At 66.6% G+C, this 21,222-nt stretch carries 21 protein-coding genes; 11 read left to right on the top strand and 10 right to left on the bottom strand.

What is annotated here, in order from left to right; genetic code table 11:
- The first annotated feature begins 205 nt into the window (after window positions 1-205).
- Together PK98_RS05070 and PK98_RS05065 are read left to right on the top strand one after the other, a co-directional pair.
- Window positions 206-973 (top strand): hypothetical protein, encoded by a 768-nt coding sequence (locus PK98_RS05070; protein WP_052208050.1) that lies wholly within the window; start codon window positions 206-208, stop codon window positions 971-973.
- Window positions 974-1,020: 47 nt separating this feature from the next.
- On the top strand, window positions 1,021-1,638 hold the full coding sequence (locus tag PK98_RS05065) for an AHH domain-containing protein (protein ID WP_081996042.1): 618 nt from the start codon (window positions 1,021-1,023) through the stop codon (window positions 1,636-1,638).
- On the opposite strand, the gene leuA is transcribed toward PK98_RS05065, so the two are convergent.
- The 6 genes from leuA to miaA form a co-directional block, all read right to left on the bottom strand.
- Window positions 1,635-3,320 carry a 2-isopropylmalate synthase gene (leuA, locus tag PK98_RS05060; RefSeq protein ID WP_039094763.1) on the bottom strand — a complete coding sequence of 562 codons (1,686 nt, stop codon included), beginning with the start codon at window positions 3,318-3,320 and terminating at the stop codon, window positions 1,635-1,637. The genes PK98_RS05065 and leuA overlap by 4 nt on opposite strands.
- 220 nt (window positions 3,321-3,540) lie before the next feature.
- The gene (locus tag PK98_RS05055; RefSeq protein WP_039094761.1) at window positions 3,541-4,188 is read right to left on the bottom strand and encodes a YceI family protein; all 648 of its coding nucleotides are present in this window, start codon (window positions 4,186-4,188) and stop codon (window positions 3,541-3,543) included.
- A 143-nt stretch (window positions 4,189-4,331) separates the two neighbouring features.
- Window positions 4,332-5,351: a ketol-acid reductoisomerase gene (ilvC, locus tag PK98_RS05050; protein ID WP_039094759.1), complete on the bottom strand. Its 1,020-nt coding sequence runs from the start codon at window positions 5,349-5,351 to the stop codon at window positions 4,332-4,334.
- A 70-nt stretch (window positions 5,352-5,421) separates the two neighbouring features.
- Window positions 5,422-5,937, bottom strand: coding sequence for an acetolactate synthase small subunit (ilvN, locus tag PK98_RS05045; RefSeq protein ID WP_039094757.1), 516 nt, complete (start codon window positions 5,935-5,937; stop codon window positions 5,422-5,424).
- Window positions 5,938-5,969: 32 nt separating this feature from the next.
- Window positions 5,970-7,712, bottom strand: coding sequence for a biosynthetic-type acetolactate synthase large subunit (gene ilvB, locus PK98_RS05040; protein ID WP_039094755.1), 1,743 nt, complete (start codon window positions 7,710-7,712; stop codon window positions 5,970-5,972).
- A gap of 126 nt (window positions 7,713-7,838) precedes the next feature.
- Window positions 7,839-8,777 carry a tRNA (adenosine(37)-N6)-dimethylallyltransferase MiaA gene (miaA, locus tag PK98_RS05035; RefSeq protein ID WP_039094753.1) on the bottom strand — a complete coding sequence of 313 codons (939 nt, stop codon included), beginning with the start codon at window positions 8,775-8,777 and terminating at the stop codon, window positions 7,839-7,841.
- A gap of 14 nt (window positions 8,778-8,791) precedes the next feature.
- On the opposite strand from miaA, the gene serB reads away from it, so the two are divergent.
- Window positions 8,792-9,676 carry a phosphoserine phosphatase SerB gene (gene serB, locus PK98_RS05030; protein WP_039094751.1) on the top strand — a complete coding sequence of 295 codons (885 nt, stop codon included), beginning with the start codon at window positions 8,792-8,794 and terminating at the stop codon, window positions 9,674-9,676.
- A 3-nt stretch (window positions 9,677-9,679) separates the two neighbouring features.
- On the opposite strand, the gene PK98_RS05025 is transcribed toward serB, so the two are convergent.
- From PK98_RS05025 to purL, 3 genes are all read right to left on the bottom strand, one after another.
- Complete coding sequence (locus PK98_RS05025; protein WP_039094749.1) at window positions 9,680-10,270, bottom strand: NADPH-dependent FMN reductase; 591 nt, start codon at window positions 10,268-10,270, stop codon at window positions 9,680-9,682.
- Entirely contained in the window at window positions 10,263-11,510 is a 1,248-nt protein-coding gene (locus PK98_RS05020) for a DUF418 domain-containing protein (protein ID WP_039094747.1), read from the bottom strand. Before PK98_RS05020 ends, PK98_RS05025 begins: the two co-directional genes overlap by 8 nt.
- 62 nt (window positions 11,511-11,572) lie before the next feature.
- Window positions 11,573-13,807: a phosphoribosylformylglycinamidine synthase subunit PurL gene (purL, locus tag PK98_RS05015; RefSeq protein WP_039094745.1), complete on the bottom strand. Its 2,235-nt coding sequence runs from the start codon at window positions 13,805-13,807 to the stop codon at window positions 11,573-11,575.
- Window positions 13,808-13,886: 79 nt separating this feature from the next.
- Here purL and PK98_RS05010 point away from each other — a divergent pair, with 79 nt between their 5' ends.
- From PK98_RS05010 to PK98_RS16665, 6 genes are all read left to right on the top strand, one after another.
- On the top strand, window positions 13,887-14,144 hold the full coding sequence (locus tag PK98_RS05010) for an exodeoxyribonuclease VII small subunit (RefSeq protein ID WP_039094743.1): 258 nt from the start codon (window positions 13,887-13,889) through the stop codon (window positions 14,142-14,144).
- A gap of 11 nt (window positions 14,145-14,155) precedes the next feature.
- On the top strand, window positions 14,156-15,064 hold the full coding sequence (locus tag PK98_RS05005) for a polyprenyl synthetase family protein (protein ID WP_039094741.1): 909 nt from the start codon (window positions 14,156-14,158) through the stop codon (window positions 15,062-15,064).
- A gap of 2 nt (window positions 15,065-15,066) precedes the next feature.
- On the top strand, window positions 15,067-15,576 hold the full coding sequence (coaD, locus tag PK98_RS05000; protein WP_039094739.1) for a pantetheine-phosphate adenylyltransferase: 510 nt from the start codon (window positions 15,067-15,069) through the stop codon (window positions 15,574-15,576).
- Window positions 15,577-15,646: 70 nt separating this feature from the next.
- On the top strand, window positions 15,647-16,423 hold the full coding sequence (locus PK98_RS04995) for a peptidylprolyl isomerase (protein WP_039096262.1): 777 nt from the start codon (window positions 15,647-15,649) through the stop codon (window positions 16,421-16,423).
- A gap of 4 nt (window positions 16,424-16,427) precedes the next feature.
- On the top strand, window positions 16,428-17,456 hold the full coding sequence (gene queA, locus PK98_RS04990) for a tRNA preQ1(34) S-adenosylmethionine ribosyltransferase-isomerase QueA (RefSeq protein WP_039094737.1): 1,029 nt from the start codon (window positions 16,428-16,430) through the stop codon (window positions 17,454-17,456).
- Between the two features lie 123 nt (window positions 17,457-17,579).
- The gene (locus PK98_RS16665; RefSeq protein ID WP_152608536.1) at window positions 17,580-17,912 is read left to right on the top strand and encodes a hypothetical protein; all 333 of its coding nucleotides are present in this window, start codon (window positions 17,580-17,582) and stop codon (window positions 17,910-17,912) included.
- A gap of 107 nt (window positions 17,913-18,019) precedes the next feature.
- On the opposite strand, the gene PK98_RS04985 is transcribed toward PK98_RS16665, so the two are convergent.
- Window positions 18,020-19,165, bottom strand: a complete 1,146-nt coding sequence (locus PK98_RS04985; RefSeq protein WP_081996041.1) for a glycosyltransferase family 2 protein — start codon at window positions 19,163-19,165, stop codon at window positions 18,020-18,022.
- Between the two features lie 315 nt (window positions 19,166-19,480).
- Here PK98_RS04985 and PK98_RS04980 point away from each other — a divergent pair, with 315 nt between their 5' ends.
- Complete coding sequence (locus PK98_RS04980; protein ID WP_039094736.1) at window positions 19,481-20,449, top strand: ABC transporter ATP-binding protein; 969 nt, start codon at window positions 19,481-19,483, stop codon at window positions 20,447-20,449.
- A complete protein-coding gene (locus tag PK98_RS04975) occupies window positions 20,446-21,213 on the top strand; it encodes an ABC transporter permease (RefSeq protein WP_039094735.1) in 768 nt (255 codons plus the stop codon). The genes PK98_RS04980 and PK98_RS04975 overlap by 4 nt, the downstream gene beginning before the upstream one ends.
- The last annotated feature ends 9 nt before the right edge of the window (window positions 21,214-21,222 follow it).

The raw sequence follows: 21,222 nt of genomic DNA, 5'->3' as shown, positions 1-21,222 counted from the left end.
GCCCGCCTACTCCATTGCGTTCTCAGGTGCAAAGCGGGTGCAACCGGGGCAGGTCGGCCCCGGGCCATACCCCTGTGCGGAGGTCTGTGATTTTGCGTTCCGTCCCAAACAGAAACGGCTCTCCAGCCCCGTCTCGACCTGTTTAGGATTTCCGGTGCATACACTCGTTTCCACTACACACGGGGGACAGCAGATTTCAGGCGGGGTGCATCCAAACGCTGCAGGAACGCTGACCGCAGCGTCGCTCCTGTTCCTGCCGGGCCGACGTCCGTCAGCGGCAGAGGTACGTGCAGCCGCCCAACGTGATGGCGGCTTCACCATCAGCCTGGATCCGGCGGACGATGCCCCCGCCAATGCCGACCCGGAAGCGCTGCGCTGGCTGGAATTGCTGGCCAATGGCCTGACCTTCGATCTGGAAGGACTGCGCCCGGGCGAGGCCGAGCCCGTTCCCCCTGCCGGCCACCTGTATGGTCTGCCTGCGGATTTCGCGCCCGGTATGCTCGAGGCGGTGACCTTGCGCCCCGGTCCGCATCTCAGGGCAGGCGGCACCATGGTGCCGGTGGTGCGCGGCATGGCCTGGCTGATGGCGCGGCTTGCGCAGATGCCGTTCGTGCAGGCCGTCGCCTGGCATCCGGCGCGCACCTGGTGCAGCCCGCGCCACTTCAGCGATTCCGTGATCCGGTGGGCCGATGGCGGACCATTCCCCGGCCTGGGTCTCACAGCCCTGGCACCGACGCCGGAAGGCGGGTTGCAGAGTGAAGGGCTCAGCCTGTTCACCGGACAGGAATTGCGGATCGAACCGCATCTGGTGTCCGATCGCGCCGCCGGGGCCCGGTTGGCCTTGCGCATGCTGCACTGGCTGGTGGAGAACGGCCAGCTGACCGGTCAGGTCACGCTGGCTGGCCCCGGGGGAGAGGCACTGGTCCTCGATCCGTCGACGAGCGGACGGTTTGTGAGCGCCTCTCGCGCATGAACCGGACAGGACCGCCCAACCGGCGGTCTGTTCCCCGGGCCGCCATCATGGCCCGGCCCAAGCTACCCTTCCGATCCGTCAACAATCCCGGGCAGCCCGGCTATCGTGCCGGGATGCAGCGGCACCACCTGCTGCCGCGGCAGTTGCTGAGCCATCACGCCCACGGCAAGCTGTTCGACGAGATCGGGCGGGACCGGATCGGGTTTGACGATTTTCGCAGCAACGGCCTGCTGCTGCCCTCCACGGAGAACACTGCACAGCAGACCCGGATGCCGCTGCACCGCGGCCGCCATCACCATTATAACACCATGGTCGCCGAACGGATGGGGCAGATCGAGGCCGACTGGTCGCGCCTGCGGCCCAAGGCACCGGAGATCGCGCTGGATCAGGCGATCATGCGGATCGATCTGCTGCAACGGGCATTGCGCCGCCGCCTGCTGGCGGAGGATCGCACCCGCATCAAGCTGAACCGCAGCGACCGGCTGGGCGAACAGGTCGACTTCGCGGCGCTGGATGCCATGGCGGAGCTGCTGTGGAACACCACCAGCCCCGGCCTGCCGCCCGACGTCCTGATCCTGGGAAGCGACCCGCACCGACCCTTCGATGCAGCGCCTGCGCCGCCGCACCCGGGCGACCAGGCGCTGATCGACTGGATCTTCGGCTAGGCGCGCTGCGCCACCGCATTGTTGGCGGCCGACAGGATCGCACGCACACTGGCAGTGGCGACATCCTCGTCCACCCCGACGCCCCAGACAATGGAACCATCGGGCAGGGCGCATTCCAGATAGGCGGCCGCGCGTGCATCGGTGCCTTTGGCCAGTGCATGCTCGCTGTAATCCAGCACCTCCAGCCCCAGGCCGAAGGTCTGCTGCAGCGTCGCGAGAACGCTGGATACCAGCCCCTTGCCACGGCCACTGACCTGCTGCGTGCGCCCGCCGACCTTGATCGTGCCGGCGAACAACCGCGTCCCGTCGGTTGCACGAGTCTCCTCGTAATCGACCAAGTCGAAAGTCGGGGTCGCCGCCTCCAGGAAGTAGGCCGTGCGGAACGCATCCCAGATGTCCGCCCCGTTCAGCTCGCGCCCCAGCTCGTCCGCCATCCGCTGCACGTGGCGGCTGAAATCCGCCTGCAGGCGCTTGGGCAGCTTCAGACCCTGGCCCTGTTCCAGCACCCAGGCAAAGCCACCCTTGCCGGATTGCGAATTGACCCGGATCACCGCCTCGTAGCTGCGGCCCAGATCGGCCGGATCGATCGGCAGGTAGGGCACCCGCCAGAACTCGTCGTTGCGCGCGGCCTGCGCCTCGAACCCCTTCTTGATGGCGTCCTGATGGCTGCCGGAAAAGGCGGTGAACACCAGCTCGCCGCCATAGGGATGGCGCGGATGTACGGGGAGCTGGTTACAATATTCGACTGTCTCGATGATGCGGTCGATGTCGGAAAGATCCATCTGCGGATCAATGCCTTGCGTGTACATGTTGAGGGCGACTGTCACCAGGCAGCAATTGCCGGTACGCTCTCCGTTGCCGAACAGGCATCCCTCGATCCGGTCAGCGCCGGCCATCAGGCCCAGCTCCGCGGCGGCCACGCCGGTGCCACGGTCATTGTGGGTATGCAGGCTGATCACCGCCGCTTCCCGGTTGGGCAGGTGGCGGCAGAAATATTCGATCTGGTCGGCATAGACGTTGGGCGTCGCCGCCTCAACGGTCGCCGGCAGGTTCAGGATCAATGGCCGCTCGACCGTCGGTTGCAGCACATCCATCACCGCGGCGCATACCTCGAGGCTGAAATCGAGCTCGGCCGTGGAGAAGGTCTCCGGCGAGTACTCGAACAACCACTCGGTATTGGGCCGCCGTGCCGCCTCGTCCGCCAGATGACGCGCGCCGGCGATGGCGATGGCTTTCACCTCCTCGCGGCTCATGCGGAACACGATCTCGCGCCAGGCGGGGCTGACCGCGTTGTAGAGGTGGACGATCGCGCGCGGGCTGCCTTCCAGACTTTCGAAGCTGCGGCGGATCAGATCCTCGCGCGACTGGGTCAGCACCTGGATGGTCACGTCTTCCGGCACACGGCCGGACCGCACCAGATCGGAGATGAAGTCGAATTCGGTCGCGCCCGCGCTCGGGAAACCGACCTCGATTTCCTTGATGCCGATCTCCACCAGCAGGTCGAAGAAGCGGTTCTTCTTTACCGCATCCATCGGATCGATGATCGACTGGTTGCCGTCCCGCAGATCGGTGGACAGCCAGCGCGGCGGCTGGGTGATTGTGCGGGTCGGCCACTGCCGGTCAGGCAGGTCGATGGCGGGGAAGGGCCTGTACTTGCGGCCCGGTTCCTTCAGCATGGTCATGGCTTCAATTGCCTTCGCTTTGCCCCGCCGCGATGATGGCAGGGCTGTTCGACTTCGCAGGTGCAAATGGCCCTTAGGCGAATGGCCCGGCGTGGAGCACGCACGAGCCGTGACGCGCCTAAGGGCGCGTTAGTCGAAGCAGCGATAGCAGGTCGCGGGCGTTCATGCGGCGGTTTGTAAGCGGGCAGGGTGGTGCTGTCCACCCTGCCCGGGCACGCACTTACTGCTTTTCGAACGCGATCGTGATGTCGAGCTCGACCTCGTCCGATACCACCGGCAGCGCGCCGTTGACGCCAAAGTCGGAACGGCGGATCGTCGTCGTACCCTCGAAGCCGACCGTCGCCTTCTGGCTCATCGGGTTGGCGCCGGCGCCGGTGAACTCGGCCGCGATGGTGACAGGCCTGGTCACGCCGTTCAGCGTCAGGTCGCCATTGATGGTCGCACCGGTGCTGCCGGTCGGCTGCACGGACGTGGAGACGAAGCGCGCCGGTGCCGGCGCCGCGCCGAAGAAGTCGGGCGCCTTGCCATCGGCGCCGGGCCGCAGCATGTGCGCGGTCAACCCGTCGCTGGCGGTGACGACATTGGCGATCGGCACAGTCACATCCACCTTCGCCGCGGCCGGATTGGCCGGGTCGATCGTCAGTGTTCCGGCGACATCACCGAAGATACCGAAATAGTCGTTGAAGCCGAAATGGTTGACCCGCCAGCCGATCAGCGAATGGCCGGCATCGGCAGTGTAGGTGCCGGCAGTGACACGGCTGGCATCCATCTGGCCGGGCAGCTGCGGCGCATCCTGCGCGTGCAGGGTGACGATGGCGCCGGTGCTGATCGTGGCGGCGGCGATGGTGCTGAGAATGATCTTGCGCATTGCGGTAAGTTCCCCTGGTGACGCGTCTCGAGCGCAACAGGTGGCGCCTGCCTCGACAACGCTCAAGAAGGCACAAGGGTGTTACCGCTGCAACGATTTGCTCCCCGCCCAGCGGGGCAGGGAGCAAGTCATCGGCTGGCCGGTCAGTTCTGTTCCTTGTCCACCAGCTTGTTGGCGCCGATCCACGGCATCATTGCGCGCAGCTGCTCGCCCGTGCGCTCGATCGGGTGCTGCGCCTGCTTCTTGCGGCTGGCCTTCAGTTCCGGATTGCCGGCGGCGTTGTCCAGCATGAAGCGCTGCACGAACCGGCCATCCTGGATGTCGGCCAGCACGCGCTTCATTTCCTTCTTGGTCTCTTCGGTGATCAGGCGCGGGCCGGTATGGATATCGCCATATTCGGCGGTGTTGCTGATGGAGTAGCGCATGTTGGCGATGCCGCCTTCATACATCAGGTCCACGATCAGCTTCATCTCGTGCAGGCACTCGAAATAGGCCATTTCGGGCGCGTAGCCGGCTTCCACCAGCGTCTCGAACCCGGCATTGATCAGCGCGGTCAGGCCACCGCACAGCACCGCCTGCTCGCCGAACAGGTCGGTCTCGCACTCTTCCTTGAAGTCGGTCTGGATGATGCCCGACCGGCCGCCACCCACTCCGCTGGCATACGCCAGTGCGATGTCGTGCGCGTTGCCGCTGGCATCCTGATGAACGGCGATCAGGCACGGCACGCCGCCGCCCTTCTTGTATTCGCCGCGCACCGTGTGCCCCGGGCCCTTGGGCGCGATCATGATGACGTCGATGCCTTCGTCGGGCTCTATCAGGCCGAAGTGGACGTTCAGGCCGTGCGCGAAGGCCAGCGCGGCGCCAGGGCGCAGGCGACCCTTCAGGTCATCCGCCCAGATCCTGGCCTGGTGCTCGTCCGGTGCCAGGATCATCAGGATGTCGGCCCAGCCGGCCGCATCCTGGTTGCTCATCACCTGGAAGCCGGCGCCTTCGGCCTTCTTGGCGGAGCCCGATCCCGGACGCAGCGCGATCGCCACGTTCCTGATGCCGCTGTCGCGCAGGTTCTGCGCATGGGCGTGGCCCTGGCTACCATAGCCCAGGATGGCAATCTTCTTGTCCGTGATCAGGTTGAGATCGGCGTCGGCGTCGTAATAGACCTTCATTGAACTTCCCTTCTGTCGGGCATGCGCCCGCTGGCCCCCGCAGGGGCGCCATGCTGCAATTGTAAACTGTTCAGATGCCCTGCGCGCCGCGCATCATGCCGACGATGCCGGTCCGGCCGACCTCGACGAGGCCCAGCTCGCGCATCAAGGCAATGAAGCGGTCGATCTTCTCCGGCGCGCCGGTCAGTTCGAAGACGAAGCTGCTGGTGGTGGTGTCGACCACGCTGGCGCGGAACACGTCGGCCAGACGCAGAGCCTCCACCCGGTGATCGCCATGGCCGGCGACCTTCACCAGTGCCAGCTCGCGCTCCACATGTGGGCCTTCGTCGGTCAGGTCGACCACCTTGTGCACCGGCACCAGCCGTTCCAGCTGCGCGATGATCTGGTCGATCACCGGCGGCGGCCCGTTGGTGACGACCGTGATCCGGCTGGTCGCGTGATCTTCCGTGATGTCGGCCACGGTCAGGCTGTCGATGTTGTAGCCGCGCGCGGTGAACAGCCCGGCGATCTTGGCCAGAATGCCGGCTTCGTTGTCGACGATCACGGTCAGGACGTGCCGTTCCGCCTGGCGGTGCTGTATCTGCATGTCTGATCCTGCTGCGCGAAAGGAAAGGGCGGTCACACGAGCGCCTTGGCGTCATCCGCCATGGTGCCTTCGTGGATGTCGCCGTTCAGCAGCATCTCCGTATGTGCGGCGCCGCTGGGGATCATGGGGAAGCAGTTCGCATCCTTGCTGACCTGACAGTCCACGATCACCGGCCCATCATGGTCCAGCATGGCGCGGATGCCTTCATCCAGCCCGGCCTCGTCCGAAATGCGGATGCCCTTCCAGCCATATGCCTCCCCCAGCCGCACGAAGTCGGGCAGGCTGTCGGAATAGCTGTTCGAGTAGCGGCTTTCATAGGTCAGCTCCTGCCACTGGCGGACCATGCCCATGTATTCGTTGTTCAGGATGAAGATCTTCACCGGCAGGCGGTACTGGCTGGCGGTGCCCAGTTCCTGGATGTTCATCTGGATGCTGGCTTCGCCTGCAATGTCGATCACCAGCGCATCGGGATTACCGAGCTGCGCGCCGATCGCCGCCGGCAGGCCATAGCCCATCGTACCCAGGCCGCCGCTGGTCAGCCAGCGATTGGGGTTCTGGAAGCCGAAATACTGTGCCGCCCACATCTGATGCTGGCCGACCTCCGTGGTGATGATCGGCTGACGCTCGCGGGTCATCTCGTACAGGCGCTGCACCGCAAGCTGCGGCATCAGCGAATCCTTGCGGTGCGGGAAAGCCAGGCAATCACGCGCGCGCCAGCCGGCGATCCGCGCCTTCCACTCGCCCAGGTCACGCCCGCGGGTTCCTCCCCAGCCGGCGATCAGCTGCTCCAGCACGGTGCCGCAATCGCCCACGATGCCGAGATCCACCGGCACGACCTTGTTGATACTGGCACGGTCGATGTCGATGTGGATCTTGGTCGATTTCGGGCTGAACGCATCCAGCCGGCCGGTCACGCGGTCGTCGAACCGCGCGCCGACGCAGACCATCACGTCGCATTCGTTCATCGCCATGTTCGCTTCCAGCGTGCCATGCATGCCCAGCATGCCCAGCCAGTCCGGATGATCGGAAGAGAACGCGCCCAGGCCCATCAGCGTGGAAGTGACCGGCGCGCCGCTCAGCGATTGCAGGCGGCGCAGGGCCGCGCTGGCATGCGGGCCGGAATTGATGACCCCGCCGCCGGTGTAGAACACCGGCCGTTCCGCATTGATGATCAGGTCGAGCGCTTCGCCGATCTCGTCCGGCGCGGCGACGGTGCGTGGTTCGTACCGACGCTGGCGCCGCGGGCGGTCGTCCTGCAGCGGCGCGGTGGCGACCTGCACGTTCTTGGGGATGTCGATCACGACCGGGCCGGGGCGGCCGGTGGTGGCGATCAGGAACGCTTCCTCGATCGTGTGAGCCAGGTCGGCCGGATCGCGCACCAGGTAGTTGTGCTTCGTGCAATGGCGCGTCAGGCCGACCGTATCCGCCTCCTGGAAGGCGTCCGTGCCGATCAGGTTGGTGGCAACCTGCCCGGTGATGACGACCAGCGGGATGGAATCGAGATAGGCATCGGCAATGCCGGTGATGGCGTTGGTCGCGCCGGGACCGCTGGTGACCAGCACGACACCGGGCTTGCCGGTGGACCGGGCATAGCCTTCGGCGGCATGTGCCGCGCCGGCCTCATGCCGGACAAGGATGTGGCGCAGACGCGTATCGTTGAACAGCTCGTCATAGATCGGCAGCACCGCGCCGCCGGGATAGCCGAACACATATTCCACGCCCTGCTGCACCAGGGACTCGATCAATATCGCAGCGCCGCTGCGTTCTTTCGCCACCGGACCATTCCTTCGCTTGGGCGGGAAAAAACCGACCCGGCACGATTGCCTCGTGCCGGGTCGTTCCTCTCCAGCCGGTGCGGGACCGCAGCCCCGCGTCCCGGCCCAACTATGCGACACAAAATGTCATGTCAACCGCAAAGTGCGCAATATTCTTGTGATTTGCTGCTTCTGAGCGTCACTTGCTTGTCCGACCCGCTGCCAATCGGCAGGCGGTTGATTGCGAAACCAGGTATATTGCCGCTTGGCGTACCGGCGGGTGGCCTGCTGCCCCTGCACAATGGCTTCAGCGCGATCCCGTTGCCCCTGCAGCCAGCCGGCGATTTCCGGCACGCCGATTGCGTGCATGACCGGCAGGTCAGGGGACAGATCGCGGGCGAGCAATGCCGCGACCTCCTCCACCGCGCCGTCTTCCATCATCCGGGCGAACCGCAGGTCGCATCGCCGGTACAGCCATTCGCGATCGGGCAGGAGCACCAGCGGCAGCAGTGCGACCTCTTCGCCAATCCCGCCTTCGCGCCGCTGCTGCCACCAGCCGAGCGGGTGGCCGGTAGATCGCACCACCTCCAGCGCCCGCGCGATCCGCTGGCTGTCGTTCCCATGCAGCATGGCGGCGCGGGCCGGATCTTCCCGCACCAGCGCCGCATGTGCCTCGGCCACCGGCAGCGCCCGCACCGCCATGCGCACCTCCGCCGCAATCTCCGGGATCGGGGCGATGCCATCCAGCAGGGTGCGCAGGTACAGCCCCGTACCGCCCACCAGGATCGGCAGCATGCCCGCACCATGGGCGTCCGCGATCTCGCGCCGGGCCGCCGTCGCCCACGCCGCGGCGGAGCAGGCCTCCGCCCCATCCCACGCGCCGAACAGGCGATGTTCCACCCCGCGCATTTCCACCGCATCGGGTCGGGCACTCAGCACCTTCAGGTCGCGATAGACCTGCGCGCTGTCGGCATTGATGATGCGGGCAGGACAGCCGGCATCCTGCGCCGCCAGCGCCAGCTGCACGGCCAGATCGCTCTTGCCGCTCGCAGTCGGCCCTGCGATGAGCGCCACCCGCTCACGCATCGAAAGTCCTATTCTTGCTCATCGCCCGGCTCATAGCAGACCCTGCCACGCTCGACAGACAGCTCGATGCCGCCAGCGCCGCCCTGGCGCAGCACGGCATGGGGCTGGCCGGTGCCAGTCTGCTGGATCATTGGGGCGACGTGCTGGAACTGACCCTGCCGGGTGACGACCTGCCAGCGCTGAAGCAGGTGATCCGCGACCATTTCGACCCGAGCGATGCGATCATCGCGCGGGACGAGATCCGCGTGCCCGACCTGTTCGTGTCCGACATGGATTCCACCATGATCGGGCAGGAGTGCATCGACGAGCTGGCCGACTTCGCCGGATTGAAGGACCGTGTTGCCGCCATTACCGACCGGGCCATGCGGGGCGAGCTGGATTTCGCGTCGGCGCTGCACGAACGCGTCGGCCTGCTGGAAGGGCTGGAGGAAGAGGCGATCGGCACCTGCCTCGCCACCCGCATCCACCCGGTGCCGGGCGCCCGCGTGCTGGTGGCGACCCTGCGCCATCGCGGCTGCCGCACTGTGCTGGTGACCGGCGGTTTCCACCATTTCGCCGATCCGGTGGCGGAGCGGCTCGGCTTCGACCGCGTGGTCGGCAACCGCCTGTCGGTCGCTGCCGGCAAGCTGGACGGCCGACTGGCCGGCCCCATCGCCGATGCCGCCAGTAAGGAACGGACCCTGCGCGAGGAACTGTCGCTGCTGGGCGATCACGCGGTTTCCATGGCGGCGGGTGACGGGGCGAACGACATCCCGATGCTGCGCGCCGCCAGCTATGGCATCGCCTACCGTGCCAAGCCGGCCGCGCGGGAGGCGGCGAATGGCTGGGTCGAGCGGGGCGAGCTGACTGCCCTGCTAAAGCTGATGGGCATTCCCGAGACGGACTGGGTGGCGGGCTGACACTCAGTAGGGCGGGGCTTTCTGCGCCCGCTGGTTACGCGCCGCGTCGGTCCACCACGACAGATCGTCGGCAAAGCGGGGAAAGGCGCGGGCGAGGGCACCGCCGCCATCTCCGGTCGGCTCACCGGCATCGTCGAAGGCACGACCGATGCCGCCGACCGCCAGGGTGCTGGACACGACCACCATGCCCATCTCCGACAGGGTGCCATGCCAGGCGAGCCCGGCCCGTGCGCCGGCAAAGCGCCCGGCCGAGTAGCTGGCGATCGCCGCCGGCCGCCAGTGCCATTCTTCCAGAAAGTGATCGGTCAGGTTTTTCAACCCGGGCTGCATGCCCCAGTTGTATTCGCCGGTCACGAACACGAAGGCGTCAGCCGCCCTGATCTTGGCGGCGAGCTGCTCCATCGCCTCCGGTGCCTCGCCTGCGGGGTATTCCTTGTACATCCGGTCGAGCATGGGCAGCCCGACCGCCTTGGCGTCGATCAGTTCCGCATCCGCCCCGCGCGCGGCGAAGGCACGCACCAGCCAGTCGGCCAGACGGATGCCCTGCCGGTCCGACCGGTAGGAGCCGTAGAATACCAGTATACGGTCAGCCATGATCTTTCTCCTTCACTCGTCGCAACGGCTCCCACCGCCAGCGTGCCAGGCTGCGCCAGGCCCATTCCAGCGGCCCGTACCGGAACCGCGCCAGCCACCAAGGCGACCACCACAGCATCAGCGCCCAGACCGGTGGCACGAACAGCCAGCATTGTGCGCGCGACAGCTGCCCATACAGTCCGAACCCGGATCCGTTGAACAGCAGCGCACCCACCAGCGAGGCGCCCAGATAATTGCTGAACGCCATCCGCCCGACCGCTGCCACCCGGTCCGCCACCGCTCCGCTGCGGGGAAACAGCAGGATGATCGCCGCGGCATAGCCGGCCCCCGCCACCGGCCGCAGCGGTCCGGCCCAGTACTGGTCCAGCGGAACGAAGGTGAACGGATCGAAGTCGGCCTGCAGGATCGCCCAGGCGCTCGCCCCGAAATAGAGCAGGCTGGCCGCGCTGCACCATGCCGCGACCTGCACGGTACGCCGGCGCGGCCATGCTCCGGTCAGGAAGCCGGAGCGGTAGCCGGCCATACCCAGCAGCATCAGGGCCAGCGTCTCGATGCCATAGCCGGGCACGCTTTCGAACGGGCGCAGCGGGTTCTCGCGCCACATCCGCTCCGCATGCGCGGCGACCGACCGGTGCGCCGCCACATCCGCGGCAATCACAGCGGGGGCGGGGATCAAGGATGTGCGCCAGGTCGCGATGGCGGCCCGCTCCTCCGGCGTGCCGCCCGCCGTCTCCAGCGCGTGCATCGTAGCCAGCTGCTGCGAGTAGAGCACCGCCGGCGCATTGCTCAGCGCAAAGCCGACCAGCGCCAGCACCAGCAGCCGTTCGGCTGGCAGACGCCAGAAGACGAAGCCGATCATCCCCATCAGGGCATAATTGGCCAGGATGTCGCCCCATAGCAGCAGGTAATAATGCGCCAGGCCGAAGCCGAGCAGCATCACCATCCGGGGATAGTGCACGCGCCAGGGTTCACGCCCGCTCGCCGCCGCCCGTTCGCATACCAGCGCGATGCCGGCGCCGAACAGCATGGAGAACAGCGCGCGGATCTTGCCATCCACCAGGATGAAGTTGGCCGCCCACATCACCCGGTCCGCAATGCCATCGAAGCCGAAGGCCGGGGGGTAGAAATACGCGGCCTCGATCATGGCCATGCCGACCACGTTGACGGAGAAGATCCCCATCACCGCCAGTCCGCGCAGGATGTCCAGCGTCGGAATGCGATCGGATGCTAGGGGCGCCATGCGTCCTCCGCCGGGCCCAGGCGATCCGGTATGGGCGGCATGGCGCCAAACGTCCGGCAGGTCTAGCCTTCCATCCAGTCCTTGAAGAAGCCTTCATGCGCCTGGCGCAACGCAGCGAGCGGCACGCCGAGCACGCTGTCACCGCCGGTCGTGCCGATGCGGATCAGCCCGCTGCTGGCGGTGTCGGCATCCCGCGTACCCTTGGCGATCTGCTGCTGGAAGGCATCCATGTTCGGCACGGTCACGACGTACCGCCCCTGATCCTCGCCGAACCACCAGCCGGCCGCGCTGTATGCCGGATGCTGCGACACTTCGGCGCCCATGCCGCCAGCCAGCGCCATCTCCGCCAGCGCAACCGCGAGGCCGCCATCGGCGACGTCGTGTACCGCGCTGACCAGCCCGGCGGCGATCAGTTCGCGGATGAACTCGCCCTGGTACTTCTCCACCGTCAGGTCGACGAATGGGGGAGGGCCGTCCTCGCGACCGTGCAGCTCGCGCAGCCACAGCGACTGGCCCAGATGGCCGCGCTCCGGGTTGGGCGTGGCCCAGAACTCGGCCCCGAACAGATAGATCGCCTCGCCCGCCTGCTTGAAGGCGATGTTGGCGCGGCGGGTGTAGTCCTGCAGCAGCCCGACGCCGCCGATCGCCGGCGTGGGCAGGATGGCGCTGCCGCCGCCGGTCGCCTTGCTCTCGTTGTAGAGCGACACGTTGCCGCTCACCACGGGGAAGTCGAGCACGCGGCAGGCACGGCCCATGCCGGCGATGCAGCCGGTCAGCTGCGCCATGATCTCCGGCCGTTGCGGATTGGCGAAGTTCAGGCAGTTGGTGATTGCCAGCGGCGTGGCGCCGGTGGCGCTGATGTTGCGATAGGCTTCGGCCACGGCCTGCTTGCCGCCCTCGTAAGGGTCCGCGAAGCAGTAGCGTGGCGTGCAGTCGGTGGTCAGCGCCAGCGCCTTCTGCGTACCATGCACCCGCACCAGCGCAGCATCGCCGCCCGGGCCGGCGATCGTGTCGGCCCCGACCTGGTTGTCGTACTGCTCCCAGATCCACTTGCGGCTGGCGAGATCCGCTCCACCCATCAGCCTCAACAGGTCCGCGCCGGGATCGGCGCTGTCGGGCGCGTCGGTCAGCGGCGCCGGCTTTACCAGTTCGGCAGAGGGCCGATCATAGAGCGGCGCCTCGTCCGCCAGCGGGGCCAGCGGAATGTCGCACACCACCTCGCCGTCGAATTCCAGCACCATGTGGCCGGTGTCGGTCACCTCACCGATCACCGCGAAATCCAGTTCCCACTTGCGGAAGATCGCCTCGGCCATCGGCTCCTTGCCGGGCTTCAGCACCATCAGCATCCGCTCCTGGCTTTCGCTCAGCATCATCTCGTAGGGGGTCATGCCCTCTTCGCGACAGGGCACCATGTTCATGTTCAGCCGGATGCCGGCGTTGCCCTTGCTCGCCATCTCCACGCTGGAGGAGGTGAGGCCGGCCGCGCCCATGTCCTGGATGGCGACGATGGCGTCGGTCGCCATCAGCTCCAGGCACGCCTCGATCAGCAGCTTTTCCGTGAACGGATCGCCCACCTGCACAGTGGGGCGCTTGGCCTCGCTGTCCTCGCCAAAATCGGCGCTTGCCATGGTGGCGCCATGGATACCGTCGCGCCCGGTCTTGCTGCCGACATAGACGATCGGATTGCCGAGGCCGGTGGCCGCGGAATAGAAGATGCGCGACTGGTCCGCGATGCCGACGGTCATGGCATTGACCAGGATGTTGCCGTCATAGGCCGGGTGGAAGTTCGTCTCGCCACCCACCGTCGGCACGCCCACGCAATTGCCGTAGCCGCCGATCCCGGCGACCACGCCCCTGACCAGGTGCTTCATCTTGGGATGGTCCGGCCGGCCGAACCGCAGCGCGTTCATGTTCGCCACCGGCCGCGCACCCATGGTGAACACGTCGCGCAGGATGCCGCCCACGCCGGTGGCCGCGCCCTGGTACGGCTCGATATAGCTGGGGTGGTTGTGGCTCTCCATCTTGAAGATGGCGGCCAGCTTGGTGCCGTCGGGCCCGTCGCCGATATCGATCACGCCCGCATTCTCGCCCGGGCCGCAGATCACCCACGGCGCTTCGGTCGGCAGGGTCTTCAGGTGCAGCCGGCTCGACTTGTAGCTGCAATGTTCGGACCACATGACGGAAAAGATGCCCAGCTCCACCAGGTTCGGCTCTCGGCCGAGCGCGTGCAGGACGCGCTGATATTCCTCGGGGCTGAGACCGTGGGCCTCGACGACATCTGGCGTGATCTGGGACATGGGGCGCGCCCTTAGCTTTGCTGCTGTCTGCGCGCTAGTGGTTGACCGCCCCAAGGCGCTGGGTCAATGCTTGCACACGATGGATGCCACAGAAGCCAAGACCGCACCGATTGCCGAACTGAGTTTCGAGGACGCATTGCGCGCGCTGGAAGATGTCGTGCGCCGGCTGGAGGGCGGGGACGTGCCGCTGGAAGAATCGATCTCGCTGTATGAACGGGGGGAGGAGCTGCGCCGCCACTGCCAGGCGCGGCTGGACCAGGCACAGGCCCGGATCGAAAGCATCGTCGCCGGCCCGGACGGACGGGCTGCCGGCACCGCTCCGTTTCCCGGCGAATGAGGGCACCCGCCATGGGGACCAGCCTGCTCGACACCGATCTGCTCGCCCACGGCCTTGCCCGCATCCAGGGGGAGGTCGATGCGACATTCGACGCGTTGCTGCCCGTGCCCGAAGATGCGCGCAGCCGCCTGGTCGAAGCAATGCGCCATGCGGTGATCGGCGGCGGCAAGCGGGTGCGCCCGATGCTGGTGATCACGGTGGCGGAAATGTACAATGTCGATCGGGAGGCCGCCATCCGAGCCGGCTGCGCGATCGAGGCAATCCACGCCTACTCGCTGGTGCATGACGATCTGCCCTGCATGGACGACGATGCCATGCGTCACGGCAAGCCCAGCACCCATGCCGCCTTCGGCGAGGCAATCGCCGTGCTCGCCGGCGATTCGTTGCATGCGCTGGCGTTCGAGATCCTGTCCGATACTGCCACCAGTGGCGACCCGTTCGTCCGCGCCGACCTCGTCCGCTGCCTTGCCACCGCCAGCGGGCATGACGGCATGGCCGGCGGGCAGATGATGGATATCGCGGCGGAAGGTGCCGGGTTCGACCTCCACACCGTGACCCGGCTGCAGCAGCTGAAGACCGGCGCGCTGCTGTGCGCCGCGGTAGAGATGGGCGCCATCCTGGGCCATGTGCCGGAAGAGGGCCGCACCCTGCTGCGCGCCTATGCCCGCGATATCGGCCTCGCCTTCCAGATCGCCGACGACCTGCTGGACCATGAAGGTGACGAGGCGCTCGCCGGCAAGGCGCTGCGCAAGGATGCGGAGGCCGGCAAGGCCACCTTCGTCTCCCTGATGGGCGCGGAAGCCGCCCGCGCGCAGGCCCGCGCCCTCAGCGAGCAGGCGATCGGCCACCTGGTGCAGCACGGGCCGGAGGCGGACCTGCTGCGCGCGCTGGCCCGTTACGTGGTGGAACGGGACCACTGACGGTGTCGCGCATCGGCCTGTATCCCGGCACCTTCGATCCGCTGACGCTGGGTCATTCGGACATCATCCGGCGTGGGGCCAAGCTGGTCGACCGGCTGGTGGTGGGCGTCACCACCAATCCCAGCAAGAACCCCATGTTCACGCCGGAGGAGCGCATGGCCATGGTCCGGGACGAAGTCGTGCGGCTCGGCCTCGACAATGTGGAGGTGCGCGGGTTCGATGCGCTGCTGATGCACTTCGCCGAAACCTGCCGGGCCGACCTGATCGTGCGCGGCCTGCGCGCGGTGGCGGACTTCGAATACGAATACCAGATGGCCGGCATGAACCAGCAGCTGAACAGCCGGATCGAGACGGTGTTCCTGATGGCGGACGTGTCGTTGCAGCCGATCGCCTCCAAGCTGGTGAAGGAGATCGCCCTGTTCGGCGGCGACATCTCCCGCTTCGTCAGCGCACCCGTGCGCGACCTGGTCACTGCACGGGTGGACCGCATCGGCCGCCGCGGCAGCGACTGACATTCATTGCACCGACAGCCGCCTGGCCCTAAGGGCCGGCGCTTCCCTCATCCCAGCGTGTATGGAACCGATGACGAACCGCATTCTCGCCCTGGCGCTTTCCCTGCCGCTTGCCGTGTTGGCAACTGCCGCCCCGGCGCAGGACGCGCCCGCTGGTCCGCCGCAGGACGTGCCTGCCGGCCCGCCGGCTGGCGCGCCGCAGGATGCACCCGCCGTACCGGCGCAGGCCGCACCCGCTGGTGAAGCGGCTGCCACGCAAGCCGCCACCGCCATGCCGATGGTGGTCAACTTCGACGCCACGCAGGACTTGGAAAATATCCTGCTCCTCGACCTGTCGAACGGGCGGCGCGTGGCAATCCGGCTGATGCCAGAATGGGCGCCTGCCCATGTAGAGCGGGTCAAGACGCTGGCCCGGCGCGGGTTCTACGACAACATCATCTTCCACCGTGTGATCGAAGGCTTCATGGCCCAGACCGGCGATCCCACCGGCACCGGCACGGGCGGGTCTGAGCTGCCGAACCTGCCGGCGGAGTTCAACCAGTTCCCGCATGTGCGCGGCACCGTGGCCATGGCCCGCGCCCAGGCGGAGGACAGCGCCAACAGCCAGTTCTTCATCGTGTTCTACCCGCGCTTCTCGCTGGACCGGAACTACACCAATTTCGGCCGCGTGATCTCCGGCATGGATGCGGTGGATGCGATCCAGCGGGGCGAGCCGCCGCAGAACCCGACCTTCATCGTGCAGGCCTCCATCGCCGCCGACAACAAGCCGCCTAAGCTGCCGCCGGCAGCGCCCGTGGCGGCCGCCGATCTGTCTGCGGACGAACTCAGCAACTCCACCAGCAACTGATCCCATGCGCGTCGACCTGTTCGATTTCGCGCTGCCGCCAGAACTGATCGCGCTGCGCCCCGCACGCCCGCGGGATGCCGCGCGCATGCTGGTGGTACCCGGGCAGGCCGGGTTCCAGGATCGTGTCGTGCGCGACCTGCCATCGGCCCTGCGCGCAGGCGACGTGCTGGTGTTCAACGACACGCGCGTGATCCCCGCCCAGCTCGAGGGCACGCGGGGTGAAGCCCGGATCGGCGCCACGCTGCACAAACGAATCGACCTGCGGCGCTGGCAGGCCTTCATCCGCAACGGCAAGCGCCTGCGGGAGGGGGACACTATCGCCTTCCCGGCCGATGTCGCCGCAGCCGCCGAGCAGCGCCACCCTGACGGCAGCTGGACCTTGGCCTTTGCTGGCGAAGAGCCGGTCGAGGTGCTGCTGGAACGCGCTGGCCGCATGCCGCTGCCCCCCTACATCGCCGGCAAGCGGCCGACGGATGAAGCGGACCGCAGCGATTACCAGACCATGTTTGCAGTCGAGGACGGCGCCGTTGCCGCCCCCACCGCCGCGCTGCATTTCACGCCCGATCTGCTGGCTGCGCTCGAACATGCGGGCATCGGGCGCGAGACGCTGACACTGCATGTCGGCGCCGGCACGTTCCTGCCGGTGAAGGCCGACGACACCGCCGACCACGCCATGCACGCCGAATGGGGCCGGATCGAGCCGGACACGGCGGACCGGCTGAACGCGGTGCGTGCGAACGGGGGCAGGGTGATCGCGGTCGGCACCACCGTCCTGCGGCTGCTGGAAAGCGCCACTGGCGAGGATCGTATTATCCGGCCGTTCGCGGGCGATACGGCGATCTTCATCACGCCAGGCTACACCTTCCGCGCGATCGACGGGCTGATGACCAACTTCCACCTGCCGCGCTCGACCCTGTTCATGCTGGTCTCGGCGCTGATGGGACTGGACCGGATGCAGCAGACCTATGCCCATGCCATCGCAGAGGGATATCGGTTCTACTCGTATGGCGACAGCTCGCTGCTGTTGCCCTGAAGGTCCGCTCTCGCCCCATTCCCGACATAGACGGTTCGCGCTATCGTTGCCGATTGCTGCCGCGCGTTCAGGCGCACAAGAGAGATTACCTGCCCTCTGGACCAAGCCGCATTCGTTGAACTCGTGCGCGAGTTGGTGGTCGAAGCAGCTGCCAGTGACACCATCTCCCAGATTGCCAAGCCCTCAGGCAGGAACCTGTCAGAGGAAAGGAAGCGGCGTGCTGCTTGGTTCAATGGGCTTTCAGCCGATGAACGCGCAAACGTAGAATACGTGGTCGCCGATGCTGCTAGAATCACCGCATTTGGTCTGTTCTGCGTCCTTGACGGTTCGAGAGTGATTGAGAACGGACCGAACCGCGGCCATCTTGAATTGCGGTACATCAGCGCGAAATCTGAAATCCTACTCGCTTCCAGCACGGCTGACATGCCAGTGCTGCCCTTACATGAGCTCATCTGATCGTTTGTAATCCGCGATCGCGACTGACCGCTTTTGCACGTAGCCACCCAAAAGCCGCCAGTCCGCAAACCACCCAAAAGCGGCCATTCCAAACGCGCTTCAATCTCCTACTTCGCCTTCCACGTGAACAGCGCCGTCGCGGCATAATTCCAGAACGCGCCCACCACGATGCCCGCCAGCCCGGCCAGCCACCAGGCATAGCGATAGCCGGCGAACAGCACCTCCGCGATGCCGACATTGGCGATTGCCCCGACGGAGCACACCGCCACGAAGCTCAGCAATCCGCGCGTCACGGGCACAAAACCCTTCAGCCGGCGGTCGCGGTAGGTCAGCAGGTTGTTGATGAAGAAGTTGAACACCATCGCGATGCCGGTGGCGATGGACTGGGCCCAGATGAAGGCCGGCTGCCCCAGCGCGACGAAGGAACCCAGCACCGCCATGTGGACGAACACGCCGACCCCGCCGATGGCCATGAAGGACACGAAGCGGGCCGGCACGATATGGCCGATCAGCTTGTCGACCAGCAGGAGCAGATATTCCCACACAATCATCGCGTCGAGCTTGCTGTCGCCCGCCTCCCGCGCGCGGAACTGGTATGGCACCTCAGCCATGCGCAGCGGGGCGGCGCTGCTGGCGCAAATGTCCAGCAGGATCTTGTAGCCCTGGCCCGACAGGTCGCGCACCGCGCTGTCGAACGCCTCGCGGGTCAGGGCGAAGAAGCCGCTCATCGGATCGGTCAGCTTCACCCGCGCGACCATCCGCGCCAGCCTTGTCGCCACGGCGCTCACCCGCACGCGGCCGGCATCCCAGTCGCCCACGCCGCCGCCTTCGGTGTAGCGCGATCCCACCACCACGTCGGCGTCTCCCGTCTGGAGGATTGCCAGCATCTGCGGCAGCACGCGTTCGTCATGCTGCAGGTCGGCATCGATCACGGCGATGAACGGGGCGGTGGTGGACAGGATGCCTTCCACGACGGCGGTGGACAGGCCCCGCCGGCCGATCCGGTGCACCATGCGTACGCGCGGGTCGGCGGCCGAAAGTTCACACAGTCTTTCGCGTGTCCCGTCCCGGCTGTCATCGTCCACGAACACCATCTCGAACGGAATGCCGGCCAGCGCCGCATCCAGCACCTCGACCATGCGGCCCACATTGTCGCGTTCGTTGAAGGTCGGGATCACCACGGACAGCACCGCCCGCTGCCGGATGGGCAGCGGCAGGACAGATGAAGCAGGGGCGGCAGTGTCGACGGGCATGATGGCAGGTTTTCCGCAGTTTTCCGGGCCAATAGAGTGTCCGCGCGGCAGGGCAAGCACTCGCAACGGTCGCCGCTGTCCTACATGGGACAGGGCCGTTATACGATGGTCCATGATCTTCAGCCCGCCATCAGCCCGATCGCGGGCCTCCCGGACGGCGAGCGACGATGGCCGGCGGAAGTTCACACCCTTGCGCAGTGTTTCCCCGGAGACAGAATGGGGGGCTGAGGGTACGCACTTTCAGGCCGTTTGGTGTAAACCCGCCGGCATGTTTTCGCGGTTGCAATAAACCTGCCCACGCCCAATCTCCCACCCGTGCCAGAACCGATTCTCGACATCCGCAATCTCACCAAGACCTACAAGCGCGGCACCACCGCGCTGGCCGGGGTGGACCTGACCATCCAGCCGGGGGAGATCTTCGCGCTGCTCGGTCCCAATGGTGCGGGCAAGACTACGCTGATCGGCGCCGTCTGCGGGCTGGTTCGGCCCAGCGGCGGCGAGATTTTTGCGTTCGGGGAAGATCTGCAGCGCCACTGGCGCCGGCTGCGCCGCCGCATCGGGCTGGTGCCGCAGGAACTCAGCTTCGACATGTTCGACACCGTGATCCGGTCAGTCCGTTACTCGCGCGGCATGTTCGGCCTGCCGGCGGACGAGCGCCGGATCGAGGACGTGCTGCGTTCGCTCAGCCTGTGGGACAAGCGCGACTCCCGCATTCGCGAGCTTTCGGGCGGCATGAAGCGGCGCGTCCTGATCGCCAAGGCGCTGGCCCACGATCCCGACCTGCTGTTCCTCGACGAGCCGACTGCCGGCGTCGACGTGGAGCTGCGCCGGGACATGTGGCGCCAGATCGACGCGCTGCGGGCCCGCGGCACCACCATCATCCTGACGACGCACTACATCGAGGAAGCGGAGGAGATGGCGGACCGGGTCGGCGTGATCGACCAGGGGCGGATACTGCTGGTGGACGACAAGACATCGATGATGGCCAAGCTCGGGCGGATGGAGGCGCGCTTCGCCCTGGCACAGGCAATGGGCGAGATACCCGCGGGTCTCACCGATCTTCCGCTGACGCTGGAGGACGATGGCCGCACGCTGGTCTATCGGGGTGGCGACGGGCAGGGACAGGGGCGGGCGCAGGTCGCCGAACTGGCGCAGCGCCTGACGCGGCAAAATATTGGCTTCAACGGTCTGGAGACGCGGCAGTCGAGTCTGGAGGACATCTTCGTCAACTTGGTCGAACGTAACGAGGAGCATCATACCGAAATCGAGGGAGTGGTGGCATGAACGTCAACCTGCGTGGCGCCTATGCCATCTTCAAGAACGAGCTGATGCGCGCCTTCCGCACAGCGTTCGGTTCGATCCTCGCCCCAGTGCTGACGACCTCGCTGTACTTCATCGTCTTCGGCTCGGCCATCGGCGGGTCGATCCAGTCGATCGACGGGGTGTCTTACGGCGCATTCATCGTGCCCGGCCTGCTGATGCTGACGCTGCTGTCGGAATCCACCAGCAATGCCAGCTTCGGCATCTACATGCCGCGCTTCACCGGTGCGATCTACGAACTGCTGTCCGCCCCGGTGGGCGTGGCGGAAACGCTGATCGGCTTCGTGGGGGCGGCCGCCGCCAAGTCGCTGATCCTGGCGTCCATCATCCTGCTGACCGCGACCCTGTTCGTGGACTATTCTATCGCACATCCGTTCTTCGCGCTGCTGTATGTCCTCCTGATCTCCGCCGCGTTTTCGCTGTTCGGCTTCATCCTGGGCATCTGGGCGGACGGGTTCGAGAAGCTGCAGGTCGTGCCGCTGCTCATCCTCACGCCGCTCACCTTCCTGGGCGGTACGTTCTACTCGCTCGACATGCTGGGCGAACCTTGGCGTACGGTGGCGATGGTGAACCCGATCGTCTATCTGGTGAACGGCCTGCGCTGGACCTTCACCGGCACATCGGACTTTCCCATCGCCCTGTCGCTGGGCGCGACGCTGGCGTTCCTGGTCGTGTGCGTCACCGCCATTGCGGTGATCTTCCGCACCGGCTGGCGGTTGCGCGACTGACACGCTAGC

Origin of the sequence: Croceibacterium mercuriale, from assembly GCF_000802385.1 — a bacterium.
Taxonomy (GTDB): Bacteria; Pseudomonadota; Alphaproteobacteria; order Sphingomonadales; family Sphingomonadaceae; genus Croceibacterium; species Croceibacterium mercuriale.
The sequence above is the reverse complement of the archived record's forward strand: the minus strand, read 5'-3'. Positions and strand labels throughout refer to the sequence as shown.